Genomic DNA, 16889 nt, shown 5'->3' on the forward strand with positions numbered 1-16889 from the left:
TCATGACGAATATTGCATCTTTAATCGACCATACATTATTGAAAGCGGAAGCTACAGCCCCACAAATCGAACAGCTTTGCAAAGAAGCGGCGGAATACAATTTTGCTTCTGTCTGCGTCAACCCGGCATGGGTCGCGCTTGCAGCCAAACAACTCGACCAGAGCGAAGTAAAAGTCTGCACGGTTATCGGGTTCCCGCTCGGTGCCTCGACTTCTGAAACGAAAGCGTTCGAAACTAAAGATGCCATCGAAAAAGGCGCAGGCGAAATCGATATGGTCTTGAACATCGGCGCATTGAAGAGCGGCCAAGAAGATGTCGTAAAAGCAGATGTCGAAGCAGTCGTGAACGCAGCAAAAGGAAAAGCAATTGTAAAAGTCATCCTTGAAATCTGCTTGTTGACGGATGAAGAAATCAAATTGGCCAGCCGCCTGTCAAAAGAAGCGGGAGCCGATTTTGTCAAAACTTCTACTGGCTTCTCTACCGGCGGCGCAACTGTCGAAGCGGTGCGCCTGATGCGCGAAACAGTCGGCCCGGATCTTGGCGTGAAAGCTTCTGGCGGCGTCCGCAGTCTTGAAGATGTGGAGAAAATGGTTGAAGCAGGAGCGACTCGCATCGGTGCAAGTTCCGGAGTCCAGATCATGCAAGGCCTCACTTCAGACAACGATTATTAAGTATTGACGAAGGTCAAATCATGCGTTATAATTTTCTAGTATATAACACTTGTTGTTATTTGCTTCAACGTGTGTTCGGAGGGAGGGAAAAAGAGATGTCAAAAACTACAGTTCGTAAAAACGAATCAATTGAAGATGCTCTTCGCCGCTTCAAACGCACTGTTTCGAAGTCCGGAACAATGCAAGAGGTAAGAAAGCGCGAGTATTATGATAAGCCGAGCGTGAAACGTAAATTGAAATCAGAAGCTGCGCGTAAACGTAAATTTTAATTGACTTTGCTCTTAAATGACTTTTAAAAATAGCAACGAACAGCTAAGACCGGAAGCACAAATGTGCTTCCGGTTTTTTTATGCCTTAAAACGGTCACTAATTGATAAAGATGTAAGCGCATTCCATCGTAACTTGGAGAAAATTGCTTTATAATGAAAAAAGAAGCCGACTTTTGAAACCGCAGCCCGATTCAACCGTATACATAATTATCCTAAAGTTTTCATGAAGGAGAGGGGGAACTTGCCGTGCGTAGAAAAAAAGCTTGGATCGGCTTTTTGTTCCTGGTGATGGCATTCGCTTTAGCGATTCCGGCCATCTCGGCGGATAACGGAAAAGTTTATGTCATCCCGATTGAAGCGGAAGTGGAGCGGGGGTTGCAGTCGTTCTTGGAACGGGGCATTGAGGAAGCCGAAGAAGCCGGTGCGGAAGCCATTGTTTTTGAGATCGATACACCGGGCGGTTTCGTTAATGCAGCAGATAGCATTGCTCGCCTGTTGGATGAAACCGAGACTGAAACACTCGCTTTCGTCAACCAGGATGCCCTCTCGGCCGGCGCTTTTCTGGCCTTGCATAATGATGAAATCTATATGCATCCGAATGGACGGATGGGCGCCGCGCAAGTCATTGACCAGTCGGGCAACGCAGCTGCCGATAAGGCGAACTCTGCTTGGCTGGCTTCAATGAGAAGCGCTGCGGAATCGTCAGGCCGGGATCCGCAATTTGCCTTGGCGATGGCGGATGCCAGTATCGACCTTCCGGAATACCGGGCTGCTGAAGGTGATTTATTGACGCTCGGTGCCCAGGAAGCACTCGAAGTCGGCTACTCGGAAGGAACGGTCACGTCTCTCGATGAACTTCTTGAAATCAAGGGCTTATCCGGCGCTGAAGTTATTCAAGTAGAAGAAAATTGGTCAGAGACTCTGGCTCGTTTCCTGACGAGCCCGATTGTGGTTCCGATTTTACTATCAGTGGCCGGGCTTGGCTTATTGCTTGAGTTGTTCACGCCTGGAGTCGGGATTCCCGGATTCTTCGGCCTGTTTTCGCTAATGCTGTTCTTTTACGGCCATTTGGTGGCAGGGCTTGCCGGATATGAATCGATCCTGCTGTTGGTCTTCGGCCTCGGTTTGATCCTGCTGGAATTTTTCGTTCCGGGAGGCATACTGGGAATTCTCGGAATACTGGCAGTCCTCGTAAGTGTTTTGTTAGCGGGTGAAGATGTCCAGTCAACAGCAGTCGCGATTTTGATTGCATTACTTGTAGCTTCAGCAGGGATGGTGATTTTAGTGAAATTTTTCGGGAAAAAGTTGAACATGTTCAAGCGAATTATCCTGACCGATGCCACCGATACGGAGCATGGTTATGTCTCGGCCGTCAACCGGCTAGAACTTATCGGCCAGATTGCCCGTACCATCAATGCCCTGAGGCCTTCTGGCACCATCCGTCTCGGTGATGAATACATCGATGCAGTATCCGAAGGGCGGTTTATCGACAGCAACAAAGATGTTAAGATTATCAAGGTAGAAGGGTCTCGCATCGTTGTGCGTGAACTCGAAAAACAAGAGGAGGAAGAGTAAATGGGACTTGAAGCAATCGGCTTAGGCGCCGCGATAATTGGTATTATCGTTGTACTTGCCATCTTTTTCACATTCGTACCGGTCACATTATGGATCTCGGCTTTAGCTGCCGGCGTCCGCATCAGCATCTTCACATTAATTGGGATGAGATTGCGCCGCGTTATCCCGTCGCGCATCGTCAACCCATTGATCAAGGCTTCCAAAGCCGGTCTTTCCGTACAAATCAACCAATTGGAAAGCCATTACTTGGCTGGCGGTAACGTCGACCGTGTCGTCAACGCATTGATCGCTGCACACCGTGCCAATATCGACTTGCCGTTCGAACGTGCAGCGGCAATCGACCTAGCCGGCCGTGATGTACTTGAAGCGGTTCAAATGTCGGTTAACCCGAAAGTCATCGAAACGCCATTCATTGCCGGTGTTGCGATGGACGGGATCGAAGTGAAAGCAAAAGCGCGAATTACCGTGCGCGCCAATATCGACCGCCTCGTCGGTGGTGCTGGTGAAGAAACAATCGTCGCCCGTGTCGGTGAAGGTATCGTTTCGACACTCGGTTCAAGCACGAACCATAAGAAAGTTCTTGAAAACCCGGATCTCATCTCCCAAACCGTACTTGGAAAAGGATTGGATTCCGGTACAGCGTTTGAAATCTTGTCGATCGATATCGCAGACGTGGATATCGGTAAAAACATCGGTGCCGAGCTTCAGACCGAACAAGCGGATGCCGATAAGAAAATCGCACAGGCCAAAGCAGAAGAACGTCGTGCAATGGCTGTCGCTAGCGAGCAGGAAATGAAAGCGAAAGTCGTCCAGATGCGTGCGAAAGTTGTCGAAGCCGAAGCCGAAGTGCCGATGGCGATGTCAGAAGCACTCCGTTCAGGAAACATCGGTGTAATGGATTATATCAATTACAAAAATGTCCAAGCTGATACAAGCATGCGTGAATCCATTTCGAAAAGCGGAACGGAAAAACAAGAGGACGAAAACTAATAAATTCCGCCATAACTCAAGGGAGGTTTTGGAATGGAACCCCTCATCATGATGCTGATCATTGCGGCTGTCAGTGCATTGTTCAGTAAAAACAAAAAGCCTGATGCAAATCAGCAGACCGCCCAGCCGACAAAGCGCCAACAAGTCCCAGGCGCTCCTTCTCGACAGGCACAGCAAAGACAAGAGCAGACGCCAAGAGGCGGGCAGCGTAGCTTTAAACGCATTGAAGATTACGCCAAGGAAATATACGGTGAATTTCAATCCCAGATGGAGAGCGATCCGAAACGGGCGGAACAGGCACGCCAAGTCAAGCAACAAGCGGAACGGGCCAAGTCCCGGGCAATGGAAGAAGTAGAGAAACGTACTCCAGCCCAGGCAAAGCAAGCCGCTGAGCCGAAAAGCCGCCCCGGAAGATTAAGCGCTCATCAAAAAGAGCCATTGAAACGGGCAATTGCAAAAGAAGAAGAGCGGGATCTATTCCCTCTAAATGAACAAGATGTAAGAAAAGGCATCATCATGGCAGAGATTCTGCAACCGCCTAAATCAAAGCGTCAAAAGCAAGGCCGGCATATTTAATGCCGGTCTTTTCTTTTTGGATAATTAATTTTTATATTAATATTATGTAAACTTGAATCATCTGAATTAATTTACATTTATATAAAGAAAATGATAGAGTTGAGGAGAAGTAAAAACACGATCCAAGGAGCGTCTAAATGACAGAAAATAGCCTACTCGAATTGCATGTGAAAGACCCGAATGAAGCAGTCCTGCTTCTCGGCACATCCGACAGCCATCTGTCGCTGATCGAAGAAAGTTTTGATATACACATTATCACCCGGGGTGAAGTGATTCGCCTCGAGGGGTCCGAGGAAGGACGCCAAACGGGTAAATTGCTATTGGAGCAATTGTTGAAAGTCATCCGCAAAGGCATCAATATTGACCAGCGGGATATCGTTTCGGCTATCGAAATGGCGAAAAATGGGACAATTGAATATTTTGCTGAACTTTACGATGAAGAAGTGGCGCGCAGTGCGACCGGCCGTTCCATCCGCGCCAAAACGATTGGGCAGCGCCATTATATCCACGCCATCAAAAAAAGCGATATGGTATTTGGAATCGGCCCGGCCGGAACCGGAAAAACCTATCTGGCCGTTGTGTTAGCTGTGCAAGCCTTGAAAAACGGCCATGTGAAAAAGATTGTTTTGACGCGCCCTGCAGTCGAAGCAGGAGAAAGCCTCGGATTCTTGCCGGGCGACTTGAAGGAAAAAGTTGATCCGTATTTGCGCCCTTTATATGACGCTTTGCATGACGTCATGGGGCAGGAACAGACCAACCGCCTGATTGAACGCGGTACAATCGAAGTGGCCCCGCTCGCTTATATGAGAGGCCGTACGCTTGAAGAAGCGTTCATCATTCTGGATGAAGCCCAGAATACAACGAAAGCACAGATGAAAATGTTTTTGACGCGCCTCGGCTTTAACTCGAAAATGATTGTCACAGGCGATAAAACACAGATTGATCTGCCTCGTGGGGCAGAATCCGGATTGATTGCTGCAGAGAAGAATTTGCACGGCGTCAAAGGCATCGAATTTCAGTATCTTGAAAAAGGCGATGTCGTCCGGCATCCGCTTGTATCTAAAATTATCGAAGCTTACGAGAACCAGCCTAGCTAAGGCTGGTTCTTTTTTGGGGCCTGAAAAATAACTTGCAGAACATTTGCTGTTGCTTCTCTATGGCATGAAGAAGCGGACAGCGAAGCAAGGACGGTCCAGGAAACTGTTATTAATTTGTAAGGGACGATGAAAAAAGCACGAGGTATTGGTATGATGAAAGGAGAATAGTGAGGTGGTCAAATGGCGGGATGGATCAGGCGCATTTATTTGCGGTTCGGGGCTCCTGTAGTCTTGATCGGCATTAGTTTCATGACAGCGCTGCTCATGTTTGGATTCTTATACGATACGATGGCAACCGATACATATGAAGTGGAATTATTCCAGTTGTCAGAGGAAACCATACGGGCGGCAAAAACTGTGGAAGACCCTGTGAGGACTGAGCTTGAACGCGCACGGGCAGCAGCGGAAGTACAGCCGAGCTACCGGTATATCGAAGAAATTGCCGATAACCAAGCGGCAGTGGTCGATTCACTGTTCGGCTATGTGCTTGAAGCGAAGCGGACAACTGAAGCAGATGGAGAGGATGAACCGGATCCGCGTGATACGGAGGAGGCTTTAAGCAGCCTTCGCGAATCGATCCGTTTGCTCGAACAAAATGAAAATGGGCTTCGCTTAACGGACGACATGCTCTTATCGCTGCTTGCCTTAGAAGATGAAGTGCTTTTGCGCGTCGAACGCGAAGTGCGCAATCAAGTATTGGCGGTTTTGCAGGATCCACTCCGCGAGACCGGGCTTACGCAGGCACGCAATTCGGCCGAACAGGAAATTCGCGGGGATGACCAGGTGCCAGCTTCCGCAATTCCGGCGGCAGTGGCCATTGCCAGGGCTAATATTGTCCCGAACGAACTCATCAATGAGGAATTGACGGAACAGCAAACCGAACAAGCTCAGGCGAGTGTCGAGCCGACGCGCATTTTGCAGGGACAAGTCCTTATTCAGGAAGGCCAATTGATCGACCGTGAAGTCTATCGCCAGCTTGAACTGGCAGGAATGACCGAACAACAATCGAATTATCGGCCAGTACTCGCGTTGGCCCTGTTTGTGTTAATTGCAGCAGGCTTATTGCTGCTGGTACTGCAGAGCGCGAAAGTCGAAGGCGTCAAAAAAGCCATTCGGCTGACGATTATTTTTTTCGTTTTTGCTTTGTCTTTGGTAATCATGAAGCTGCTCGAAATCATCAGCGGTAATTTCGGGGTGGTTATCGATTTTATCTACCCGACAGCGCTGGCCGGCATTTTGGTGCGTTTATTGATCGATGAGCGAACGGCGGTCTATGTGACGATTTTGCTCAGCGCTTGTGCAGGAATGATGCTGCAAAGCGGCTATGCCGGCGTTTTTCAGATGGATTCCGCTTTATATGTGTTGTTTGGCGGCCTGACGGGCATATACTTAATACGTAATGGGCATAGAAGCATCCGCATCTTGCCGATCAGCTTGGCAGTCGGCGGGGTTCATTTGCTTTATGTGGCATTTTACCTGCTTATGAACCAAAGCCAGTATACGGCGGAAGAAATCGCTTTTTATGTAGCAGCGGCTTTGGCATCCGGCCTTTTGTCCGGGACGCTTGCGACCGGTTTATTGCCATTGTTTGAAACGTCATTTGGCATTCTATCGACGATGAAGCTGCTCGAATTGTCGAATCCAAACCATCCTTTGCTGAAGAAGATTTTAACTGAGACGCCGGGAACGTATCATCATAGTGTCATGGTGGCAAATCTTTCGGACGCAGCGTGCGAAGCGGTCGGGGCGAACGGTTTGCTTGCGCGGGTCGGTTGTTATTATCACGATATCGGCAAGACCATTAACCCGCAATACTTTATCGAAAATCAATCGCATGGCAATCCGCATGATCATCTAACGCCGCAGCAAAGCCGCGATATTATTCTAGCGCATGGCAAAGACGGGGCGGCCATTTTGCGCGAGCAGAAAATGCCGAAAGAATTGATCGATATCGCAGAGCAGCATCACGGCACAACCTTATTAAAGTTCTTCTATTATAAAGCAAAAGAGCAAAATGAGGACCTGCCGGAACAACAATACCGCTACACGGGACCGAAACCGCAAAGCCGGGAAATCGCTATTATTATGATCGCCGATAGCCTGGAAGCGGCTGTGCGTTCGATGGAATCACCGAGTACGGAAAAAATTCGCAAGATGGTCGATTCCATAACGGAAGACAAGTTGAAAGATGGACAGTTTGATGAATGTGATATAACGTTAAAAGAACTGAAACGGGTCAAAAGCGTCATGTGCGAAACCTTGAATGGAATCTTCCATTCGAGAATCGCCTACCCTGATGATCAAAAATAATTTAATGGAGGAGGGAAAGCGATGCTGACAATCGATTTCATAGACGAAACGGAACAACTGGATGACAACGCGCTAGCCTTTGTAAGCAAGGTATTGGAGCATGCGTCCCAATACGAAAAAACAGGGGAAGCGGAAGTATCGGTGACATTTACGGATGATGAATCGATCCGTGCGATCAACCGGGATTACCGGGAGAAGGACCAGGCAACGGATGTCATTTCCTTTTCAATGGAAGAGCAAGGGGAAGACGAAGTGGCCATTATCGGTGAAACCGGCCCGCGCCTGCTCGGGGATATTATCATCTCCGTGGAGCGTACCAAACTCCAGGCAGAGGAATACGGGCATAGCTTCGAACGCGAACTTGGCTTTTTGGCGGTGCACGGATTTTTGCATTTGCTGGGTTACGATCATTTGAATGAACAGGATGAAAAAGAAATGTTTGGCAGGCAGGAAGAAATTTTAGCTTCCCTTGGCGTTACGCGTGATGCGCATGAAGCTGAGTAAGTTTCTCTCCTCATTCAGGTTTGCCGCACAAGGGGTTGGCGCGTCCATAAAGCAGGAACAGAATATGAGAGTGCATGCGTTCTCGGCAGTGATCGTTTTGATCGCTGGAATCTGGACTGGCCTCGAGCCGATTGAGTGGATGTTGGTGATAGTGCTGATCGGCGGCATGCTGGCGCTTGAACTGGTCAATTCCGCATTGGAGCGGACGGTCGACCTTGTTACGAGAGAGCGCCATCCGTTGGCGAAGCAAGCGAAAGATATGGCAGCAGGAGCCGTTTTGGTATTTGCTGTGACAAGTGCTATAATCGGTTTGCTGATCTTTTTGCCTAAATGGCTTTAAACATCGTACGGCAGCTGGATGCTGCTATGATCATAGAAAAGTGAGTGATGAAAATGGACAAACAACAATTGATGGAACAAGCAATCTCGGCGCGCGGCAATGCCTACGTGCCATATTCGAAATTTCCGGTAGGAGCAGCGCTATTGTCTAAAGATGGCACAGTATATACGGGATGCAATATTGAAAATGCCGGCTATTCGCTGACCAATTGTGCAGAACGCACAGCTGTCTTCAAGGCTGTATCGGAAGGCGTCAAGCAGTTCGAAGCATTGGCAGTAGCTGCCGATACTAAAGGACCGGTCGCACCGTGTGGGGCATGCCGCCAAGTACTGGTGGAATTTTGTGCACCGGACATGCCAGTTTATTTAACGAATTTAGAAGGAGCGGTGTCTGAGACGACTATCGCAGAATTGCTTCCAGGCGCCTTCACGACGGGGGATTTAGACTATGCATCAAGGAAATAACGGATATAAATCAGGATTCATCTCCATCATTGGCCGTCCAAATGTTGGGAAATCGACCTTCTTGAACCGTGTGGTCGGCCAGAAAATCGCCATCATGAGCGATAAGCCGCAGACGACGCGCAATAAAGTACAGGGCGTCGTAACAAACGACAACAGCCAAATGGTCTTTATCGACACGCCGGGAATCAACGAGCCGAAGCATAAGCTAGGGGATTTCATGCTGAAAGTGGCAAAAAACACCTTCCGCGAAGTGGATGTCCTGTTGTTTGTCGTTAGTGCAGCAGACCGCATCGGCAAACAGGACCGTTATGTGCTCGACATGCTAAAAGGAATTGATGTGCCGGTATTTTTGGTGCTCAACAAGATCGACCAAGTGCATCCAGACAATTTGCCGAAAATCGTGGAATCCTATCGCAACGAATTCGATTTCGCTGAAGCGATTCCCATCTCCGCCTTGCAGGGCAATAATGTCGAGAACTTGCTCGCGAAAATCGAGGAGCGTTTGCCGGAAGGGCCGCAATACTATCCGTCCGACCAAGTAACGGACCATCCGGAGCGTTTCATTATTTCGGAATTGATCCGCGAAAAGGCTTTGCACCTGACCCGCGAGGAAATCCCGCATTCAATCGCCGTTGTCATCGATAAAATTGCCAAAGATGAAGAAAACGAAAACATGATTCGCGTCCAGGCGACGATCATGGTCGAACGCGATTCCCAAAAAGGCATCGTCATCGGCAAAAAAGGCGCGCTTTTAAAGGAAATCGGCACGCGTGCGCGCAAGGACATTGAAAACTTGCTCGGCACGAAAGTTTATTTAGAGCTTTGGGTCAAAGTCCAGAAAGATTGGCGCAATAAAGCAATGCATCTCCGCGATTTCGGTTTCAGAGACGACGAATACTAAGGAGCCTGGCTCATGCAGAACCAACTCGAAGCCATTGTTATCCGTACACGTCCCTATGGGGAAAACAATAAAATCGTCACTTTGTTTACAAAAGAAGCAGGGAAGATCACATGCATGGCGCGCGGGGCCAAGAAGCCCGCAAGCCGCCTAGCAGCGATTACCCAGCCTTTTACGCACGGCGTCTTTTCAATCTACAAAGGCCGCGGTATGGGCACGTTGCAGGCAGGTGACCAATTGGAATCGCTGCGCCATATCCGCGAGGACATCATGGCTACCGCCTACGCGAGCTATGTTACAGAACTGATTGACCGGCTCACGGAGCAAGACGAACCGCAGCCGGCCATCTACGACATGCTGTATCAGGCGCTGCATGCGATTGCGGACGGCTATGACCCGGAAGCGATCACCTTGTTTGTCGAGTGGAAAATGCTGCGTGTGGCGGGGCTGACGCCTACATTGCATGAATGCGCCAATTGCGGAGCGACAGAAGGGGAATTCGCCTTCTCGTTCCAGGAACTCGGCTTTTTATGCCATCGCTGTTTCCATCTCGACCGCTACATTATCCGCTTGAGCCCAGCGCTCGTGAAATTGATCCGCACGTTTTATTTCGTGCCGATCGAGCGGGTCGGGGCATTGACCTTGAAAAAAGAGTCGAAAACCTTGCTCAAGCAAATCGTCCGGACAATCTACGAAGAACAGGCGGGCATCCGGCTGAAGTCGCGTTCGTTTCTCGAGCAGCTCGAACGGACGCCGGAATTTTTCCCGGAACCTAAAAAAGACATCCCTGAAGGCGATTAGCCTTGGGATGTCTTTTTTTGATTAGAATTGGATATGCTGTTCGATATACGCTTGCACGTCTTTGATCGGCATGCGGACTTGTTCCATGGAATCGCGGTGGCGAACGGTTACTTCACCGTCTTCGACTGAATCGAAATCGTAAGTGATGCAGAATGGCGTGCCGATTTCATCCTGGCGGCGGTAGCGTTTCCCGATGGACTGAGATTCGTCGTAATCGACCATGAAATGCTTCGCAAGGTCCGCGAATACTTCCGTCGCGCCTTCAGAAAGTTTTTTCGACAAAGGCAATACCGCTGCTTTGTATGGCGCAAGTGCCGGATGGAATTTCAGCACAGTGCGCGTATCATCATTGTCCAAGCTTTCTTCCTGGAATGCATCCACAAGGAAAGCGAGTGTCACGCGGTCTGCACCAAGTGATGGTTCGATGCAATACGGTACGTAGCGTTCGTTTGTCTGTGGGTCGATGTAATTGAAATCTTCGCCGGAATATTCCATGTGGCGCTTCAAATCGAAATCGGTGCGGTCAGCGATGCCCCATAGTTCGCCCCAGCCGAACGGGAATTTGTATTCGATGTCGACAGTGGCGTTCGAGTAATGGGACAACTCATCGGCGTCGTGCTCACGCAAACGCATATTGTCTTCGCCCATGTTCAGCTCGAGCAGCCAGTTTTTACAGAAATCGCGCCAGTAGGCATACCATTCAAGGTCTTCGCCTGGTTTGCAGAAGAACTCAAGCTCCATCTGTTCGAATTCACGCGTACGGAAAGTGAAGTTCCCCGGTGTGATTTCGTTGCGGAAGCTTTTGCCAATCTGGGCAATCCCAAAAGGCATTTTCTTGCGCATGGAGCGCTGGACATTTTTATAGTTGACGAAGATTCCTTGTGCCGTTTCCGGGCGCAAATACACTTCGTTGGTCGATGATTCAGTAACGCCTTGGAAAGTCTTGAACATCAAATTGAACTGGCGGATTTCAGTGAAGTCAGCTTTGCCGCAAGTCGGGCACGTGATTTCATGTTCGTCGATCAATTCCTTCATGCGCTCGAACGACAAGCCGTCAACGATCAGTTCGATGCCTTTTTCATCCAATGCATTTTCGATCAGCTTGTCGGCACGGTGACGCGATTTGCAGGCTTTGCAATCGATCATCGGGTCGTTGAAGTTGCCGAGGTGGCCGGATGCTTCCCATGTTTTTGGGTTCATCAGGATGGCAGCATCCAATCCGACGTTGTGGACGGATTCCTGGACGAATTTCTTCCACCATGCTTTTTTGATATTGTTTTTCAGCTCGACGCCGAGTGGGCCATAATCCCACGTGTTGGCGAGCCCGCCATAAATTTCAGAGCCCGGGAAGACGAATCCCCGGTGTTTGGCTAATGATACTACTTTTTCCATTGACATCTTATTACCTCCATAAAATAAAAAAATCGCACACGCCACGGACAAATGTCCGAGGACGAGTACGTTACCCGCGGTTCCACCTCGATTGGCTGAAAGTCCAGCCCGCTCGCATTAGCTATGGCTCCAGATTGCCGTTTCCCGCAGATTGCAGGCTTTCACCATCCCTGCTCGCTTGACGTGCGGTACTTATTGATCCATCATTGCCATTATTTGATTCCCGATTATTGTATCATGGCAATCTTTTCTTCGCAATATGGCATGTAATAGTATATAATAATTGGTATTGAGTATAACATATTTGAATTTGAGGCGGTGAGTCCAATCGAACTCAATAAGCGGCAAGAGGAAATTTTACAGATCGTCAAAGGAAATGGCCCCATTACAGGCGAGCAAATCGCAGACCGTCTGAATTTGACGCGTGCAACGCTCCGGCCGGATCTGGCAATTTTGACGATGGCAGGCTTTTTAGATGCCAGGCCGCGTGTCGGTTATTTTTATTCGGGCAAGAAACCGGGCCAGGATATTACCGATACGATGAACAATATGAAAGTGAAGGATTTTCAGTCGATCCCTGTCGTAGTCAGGGAGGATGTCAGCGTATACGACGCCATCAGCCAGATGTTTCTGGATGACGTCGGGACGCTTTTTGTTGTGGATAAAAAATCCTGCCTCGCAGGTGTCCTGTCGCGCAAAGATTTATTGCGTACCAGCCTCGGCAATCAGGACTTGAACGCCATTCCTGTACATATCATTATGACGCGCATGCCGAATATCACTTATTGTTTGCGCAATGATTCACTCATACAGGCTGCGAACCGGCTGATCAACCAGCAAATCGACGCATTGCCGGTCGTCGAAGAACAACCGGAAGGGTATAAGGTCGTCGGCAGGCTGACAAAGACCAATATTACCCGGGCGTTTTTATCCCTTTCGGAAAACCACGAACTGTGAGGTGCAGAATATGAGTTTATTGCGTGTTTTTATCGTCTCCGATTCCGTGGGCGAAACAGGAGAGCTTGTCGCGAAAGCGGCCATTAGCCAATACTTGAACACAGAACAGAATGCCGTCTTAAAGCGGTTCCCGTATATTGATTCTATTGAACATTTGCAGGAGATCATCAAACTGGCGGAAGGGCAGCGGGCAGTGATCGTCTATACGCTTGTATCGAAAGAGCTGCGCCATTTCGTTGAACGTGAAACGGCGCGCAACGGCATCAAAGCGATCGATTTGATGGGGCCATTGCTCGATGCGCTGGAAGAGGAACTGCATTCTGCGCCGATCGGCGAAGCCGGGCTGGTGCGCAAGCTCGATGACGATTATTTCAAGAAAGTCGAAGCGATCGAATTTGCTGTCAAATACGACGATGGGCGCGACCCACGCGGCATCTTGCTTGCGGATATCGTCTTGGTGGGGGTGTCTAGAACATCGAAAACCCCATTATCGCAGTATTTGGCCCATAAACGGCTGAAAGTTGCCAATGTGCCGTTAGTGCCTGAAGTGGACCCGCCGGATGAGCTGTTCGACGTGGATCCAAAAAAATGTTTCGGTTTGGTCATTTCCCCGGAGAAGTTGAACAATATCCGCAAAGAGCGTTTGATTGCGCTCGGTTTGAACGATGATGCCAATTATGCAAAATTGGACCGCATCCATGAAGAAATTGTCCATTTCCGCAAAGTGGTCGACCGCATCGGCTGTGAGACGCTAGATGTCACCAACCGCGCCGTTGAGGAAACTGCGAATTTAATTCTCGGAAAACTGCAGAAACAATAAGAGGATTCCGCCTATCAGGGCGGTTTTTCTTATGCTTGTATAATAGAAAGACCGTTTTTCTACGCCTTTCTATGGATTTTTACAAAAAAACGTTTTATAATGAAGAATTGTGGCTAAAGCTTACTAACAACATGATAAGCTTTCCCATCTTTTTGTCGAAATTTGAAGGATTTTAGTGGGTTTCAACGAATAAAGTAAAGTAAGCAAATAAAGATGGTGATAAGGTGTCCAATCGAATTCCTGAAGAAGTGATCGAAGAAATCCGTTCCAAAGCGGATATTGTGGACGTCGTGGGCGAATATGTCCAATTGACGAAAAGAGGCCGCAATTGGTTTGGCCTTTGCCCTTTCCACGGGGAAAGTACACCGTCCTTTTCTGTGACAGCCGATAAGCAGATTTTCCATTGCTTCGGCTGTGGGGCTGGCGGCAACGCCATCACATTCTTGATGGATATCGAAAACATCAGCTTCCAGGAAGCGCTGGCCAAACTCGGCGAGCGTTCAGGGATTGAAATCGATGTCCAGCCAGGCGAAGGCAAAGGGGCGGCCCAGGCAAGAAATGACGATCCGCTCATTTTGATGCATGAATTCGCTGCAGATATGTATCATCACATTTTGCTGAATACAGAAGAAGGGCAAGCAGCTCTTGATTATTTGGAGAATCGGGGATTCACCCAGGAAATCATCGAAAAATACCGGATCGGCTGGGCGCTTCCTGAATGGAACTATATGGAAGTCGCCCTTCGCAGAAAAGGCTACGATGATGAACAATTGGAGGCGAGCGGGCTGGCCATCAAGCGTGAGAAATCCGATGGCTGGTTCGACCGTTTCCGCGGCAGGATCATGTTTCCGATCATGAACGAAAACGGCAAGGCCATTGCGTTTTCGGGAAGGGTGCTTGAGCAGTCGAAGCAGGAAGCGAAATACATGAACAGCCCAGAATCACCGATTTTCCAAAAAAGCCAAGTTCTCTATAATGTTCATCTGGCACGCGGGGCCATCCGGAAAAACCGGAAAATTGTCCTGTTTGAAGGATTCATGGATGTCATTGCTGCCGGAAAGGCTGGCATCGACAATGCGCTCGCGACCATGGGTACATCGCTAACCTCACAGCATATCCGCCAAATGAAGCGTTTTGCGCAGGAAGTGGTCGTTTGCTTTGATGGTGATGATGCCGGATGGGAAGCGGCCAAACGAGCGGCGGTGCCGCTTGAGGAAGCGAATTTCAAAGTCGGGATTGCGGTGCTGCCGAATGGCATGGACCCCGATGACTATGTCCGCCAAAACGGCGCCGATGCTTTTCGGGAGAACGTCATCGAAAAGCCGCAAACCTTTATCGCATTCGCGATGATGCATGCGCGCCGCCATAAGAACTTTCAATATGAAAACGATCTCCTTCAATATATCCAAGAGGTGCTCCAATTATTGGCCGGTAAATCCTCACCTGTTGAAAGGGATTTGTATATTAAGCAGCTGTCGGCCGAAACAAAGCTTTCAGAAGAAGCCATATTGCAGCAGTACAGGCGCTTAGAAACACGCAGCATCGAACGCAGTCGTCCAAAAGCCGCTGAATCGGTCCAGGCAGCCCCGAAAAGGGAGCAGAAGAAAATTACGTCGCTGCACCGCGCAGAACGCTTGCTGTTCGCACATGCGCTTGCAGACCCGGCCGTGATGGACAAGCTTGCCCGTGAAGTGGAAACCATCCCGTTCATCAGTGAAGAATACCAGGCGCTTTACGTCCAGCTGCTCGGTTTTTACGAGGAATGGGAAAAGGCGGATTTCCATAAGTTTTTGGAAACCCTGACAGATCAGGAACTCCGGAAGTTAGTGATGGAGACGGCCTTGGCCGAGAGAGATCCCGAACATCCGGAAGAAGAGATCGAAGATTGCCTGAAGCATTTGAACAAGCATCGCATCGAGCAACAAATCAATTTAAAAATCCAGCAATCAAAAGAAGCGGAAAAACAGCATGATTTGAAGCGCGCTTTGCTTCTAGCACAAGAAGTGATTGCTTTACGGAAATCATTGTAGATTATTCCGGTTTTTTCTAAAGGAGGAAGTTGTATGGCTGAGAAATCTGAACGCCAAACAGAAGTCGTAACAAACAGCATCCCGTTGCCTGCTGAAGGCCCGGAAGCAAGTGTAGAAGACGCGAAAAAGCAATTGATCGAACAAGGGAAAAAAACCGGAGAATTGAACTACGAACAGATTGCCGATAAATTGGCTATTTTTGAAATGGAATCGGACCAAGTAGAGGAATTCATTGATCAATTGGAAGGGCACGGCATCGAACTTGAACGCAAGAGCGACGATGAAGAGCATTTGGACCGTCTTATGAAGCCGACGGAAGAGAAGTTCGACTTGAACGACTTGAGCGTTCCGCCAGGCGTCAAGATCAACGACCCGGTCCGCATGTATTTGAAAGAAATCGGGCGCGTCGACCTATTGAAGGCCGAAGAAGAAGTGCGCCTTGCGAAACTCATTGAACAAGGCGATGAGGAAGCGAAAAAACGCCTCGCAGAAGCCAACTTGCGTCTCGTCGTCTCGATTGCGAAACGCTATGTAGGCCGCGGCATGCTGTTCCTGGACTTGATCCAGGAAGGGAATATGGGGCTTATCAAAGCAGTCGAGAAATTCGACTACTCGAAAGGCTTTAAATTCAGCACCTACGCCACGTGGTGGATTCGCCAAGCCATTACGCGCGCCATCGCCGACCAGGCGCGGACCATCCGCATCCCGGTCCATATGGTTGAAACGATCAATAAACTGATCCGCGTACAGCGCCAATTATTGCAAGACCTTGGACGCGAGCCTTCGCCGGAAGAAATCGGCGAAGAGATGGACCTGTTGCCTGAGAAAGTACGTGAAATCCTGAAGATCGCCCAAGAGCCGGTATCGCTTGAAACACCGATTGGTGAAGAAGACGATTCGCATTTGGGAGATTTTATCGAAGATTCCGATGCACAGTCGCCATCTGACCATGCTGCTTATGAATTACTGAAAGAGCAGTTGGAAGATGTGCTCGACACATTGACCGACAGAGAAGAAAATGTTTTGCGCCTGCGTTTCGGCTTGGATGACGGCCGCACGCGGACACTCGAAGAAGTCGGCAAAGTATTCGGCGTGACGCGCGAGCGCATCCGCCAAATCGAAGCGAAAGCACTTCGCAAACTGCGCCATCCATCGCGCAGCAAGCGCTTGAAAGATTTCTTGGAGTAAACGGAAT

17 protein-coding genes are annotated in these 16889 nt (G+C 49.1%); 16 read left to right on the top strand and 1 reads right to left on the bottom strand.

Annotation, left to right across the window (positions count from 1 at the left end; translation table 11 throughout):
* The first annotated feature begins 2 nt into the window (after positions 1–2).
* The 12 genes from deoC to recO all read left to right on the top strand — a co-directional run bounded on the left by deoC (position 3) and on the right by recO (position 10495).
* Entirely contained in the window at positions 3–671 is a 669-nt protein-coding gene (deoC, locus tag G3255_RS07905; protein ID WP_211653987.1) for a deoxyribose-phosphate aldolase, read from the top strand.
* A 95-nt stretch (positions 672–766) separates the two neighbouring features.
* Entirely contained in the window at positions 767–940 is a 174-nt protein-coding gene (gene rpsU, locus G3255_RS07910; RefSeq protein ID WP_006828698.1) for a 30S ribosomal protein S21, read from the top strand.
* A gap of 288 nt (positions 941–1228) precedes the next feature.
* Positions 1229–2515: an NfeD family protein gene (locus tag G3255_RS07915; protein ID WP_211655795.1), complete on the top strand. Its 1287-nt coding sequence runs from the start codon at positions 1229–1231 to the stop codon at positions 2513–2515.
* Positions 2516–3505, top strand: a complete 990-nt coding sequence (gene floA, locus G3255_RS07920) for a flotillin-like protein FloA (protein WP_058380934.1) — start codon at positions 2516–2518, stop codon at positions 3503–3505.
* A 33-nt stretch (positions 3506–3538) separates the two neighbouring features.
* Positions 3539–4081 carry a YqfB family membrane protein gene (locus tag G3255_RS07925; protein ID WP_211653988.1) on the top strand — a complete coding sequence of 181 codons (543 nt, stop codon included), beginning with the start codon at positions 3539–3541 and terminating at the stop codon, positions 4079–4081.
* Between the two features lie 137 nt (positions 4082–4218).
* Complete coding sequence (locus tag G3255_RS07930) at positions 4219–5178, top strand: PhoH family protein (RefSeq protein ID WP_211653989.1); 960 nt, start codon at positions 4219–4221, stop codon at positions 5176–5178.
* Between the two features lie 180 nt (positions 5179–5358).
* Entirely contained in the window at positions 5359–7488 is a 2130-nt protein-coding gene (locus tag G3255_RS07935) for an HD family phosphohydrolase (protein WP_211653990.1), read from the top strand.
* Between the two features lie 21 nt (positions 7489–7509).
* Entirely contained in the window at positions 7510–7992 is a 483-nt protein-coding gene (ybeY, locus tag G3255_RS07940) for an rRNA maturation RNase YbeY (RefSeq protein WP_211653991.1), read from the top strand.
* Positions 7979–8332, top strand: a complete 354-nt coding sequence (locus G3255_RS07945) for a diacylglycerol kinase family protein (RefSeq protein WP_211655796.1) — start codon at positions 7979–7981, stop codon at positions 8330–8332. Before ybeY ends, G3255_RS07945 begins: the two co-directional genes overlap by 14 nt.
* Positions 8333–8385: 53 nt before the next feature.
* Positions 8386–8796 (top strand): cytidine deaminase, encoded by a 411-nt coding sequence (locus G3255_RS07950; protein WP_058383646.1) that lies wholly within the window; start codon positions 8386–8388, stop codon positions 8794–8796.
* On the top strand, positions 8780–9697 hold the full coding sequence (gene era, locus G3255_RS07955; RefSeq protein ID WP_211653992.1) for a GTPase Era: 918 nt from the start codon (positions 8780–8782) through the stop codon (positions 9695–9697). Before G3255_RS07950 ends, era begins: the two co-directional genes overlap by 17 nt.
* A gap of 12 nt (positions 9698–9709) precedes the next feature.
* Positions 9710–10495, top strand: coding sequence for a DNA repair protein RecO (gene recO / locus G3255_RS07960; RefSeq protein ID WP_211653993.1), 786 nt, complete (start codon positions 9710–9712; stop codon positions 10493–10495).
* 21 nt (positions 10496–10516) lie between these two features.
* Here recO and G3255_RS07965 read toward each other — a convergent pair whose 3' ends face one another.
* Positions 10517–11893, bottom strand: a complete 1377-nt coding sequence (locus tag G3255_RS07965; protein WP_211653994.1) for a glycine--tRNA ligase — start codon at positions 11891–11893, stop codon at positions 10517–10519.
* Between the two features lie 312 nt (positions 11894–12205).
* On the opposite strand from G3255_RS07965, the gene ccpN reads away from it, so the two are divergent.
* The 4 genes from ccpN to rpoD all read left to right on the top strand — a co-directional run bounded on the left by ccpN (position 12206) and on the right by rpoD (position 16882).
* Entirely contained in the window at positions 12206–12844 is a 639-nt protein-coding gene (ccpN, locus tag G3255_RS07970; RefSeq protein ID WP_101190223.1) for a transcriptional regulator CcpN, read from the top strand.
* A gap of 10 nt (positions 12845–12854) precedes the next feature.
* Positions 12855–13664 (top strand): pyruvate, water dikinase regulatory protein, encoded by an 810-nt coding sequence (locus tag G3255_RS07975; protein WP_058380925.1) that lies wholly within the window; start codon positions 12855–12857, stop codon positions 13662–13664.
* A 224-nt stretch (positions 13665–13888) separates the two neighbouring features.
* Positions 13889–15694 carry a DNA primase gene (gene dnaG / locus G3255_RS07980; protein ID WP_211653995.1) on the top strand — a complete coding sequence of 602 codons (1806 nt, stop codon included), beginning with the start codon at positions 13889–13891 and terminating at the stop codon, positions 15692–15694.
* Between the two features lie 33 nt (positions 15695–15727).
* Complete coding sequence (gene rpoD / locus G3255_RS07985) at positions 15728–16882, top strand: RNA polymerase sigma factor RpoD (RefSeq protein ID WP_058380923.1); 1155 nt, start codon at positions 15728–15730, stop codon at positions 16880–16882.
* Positions 16883–16889: the final 7 nt, after the last annotated feature.

The sequence above is a fragment of the Planococcus sp. MSAK28401 genome, from assembly GCF_018283455.1.
Taxonomy (GTDB): domain Bacteria; phylum Bacillota; class Bacilli; order Bacillales_A; family Planococcaceae; genus Planococcus; species Planococcus alpniumensis.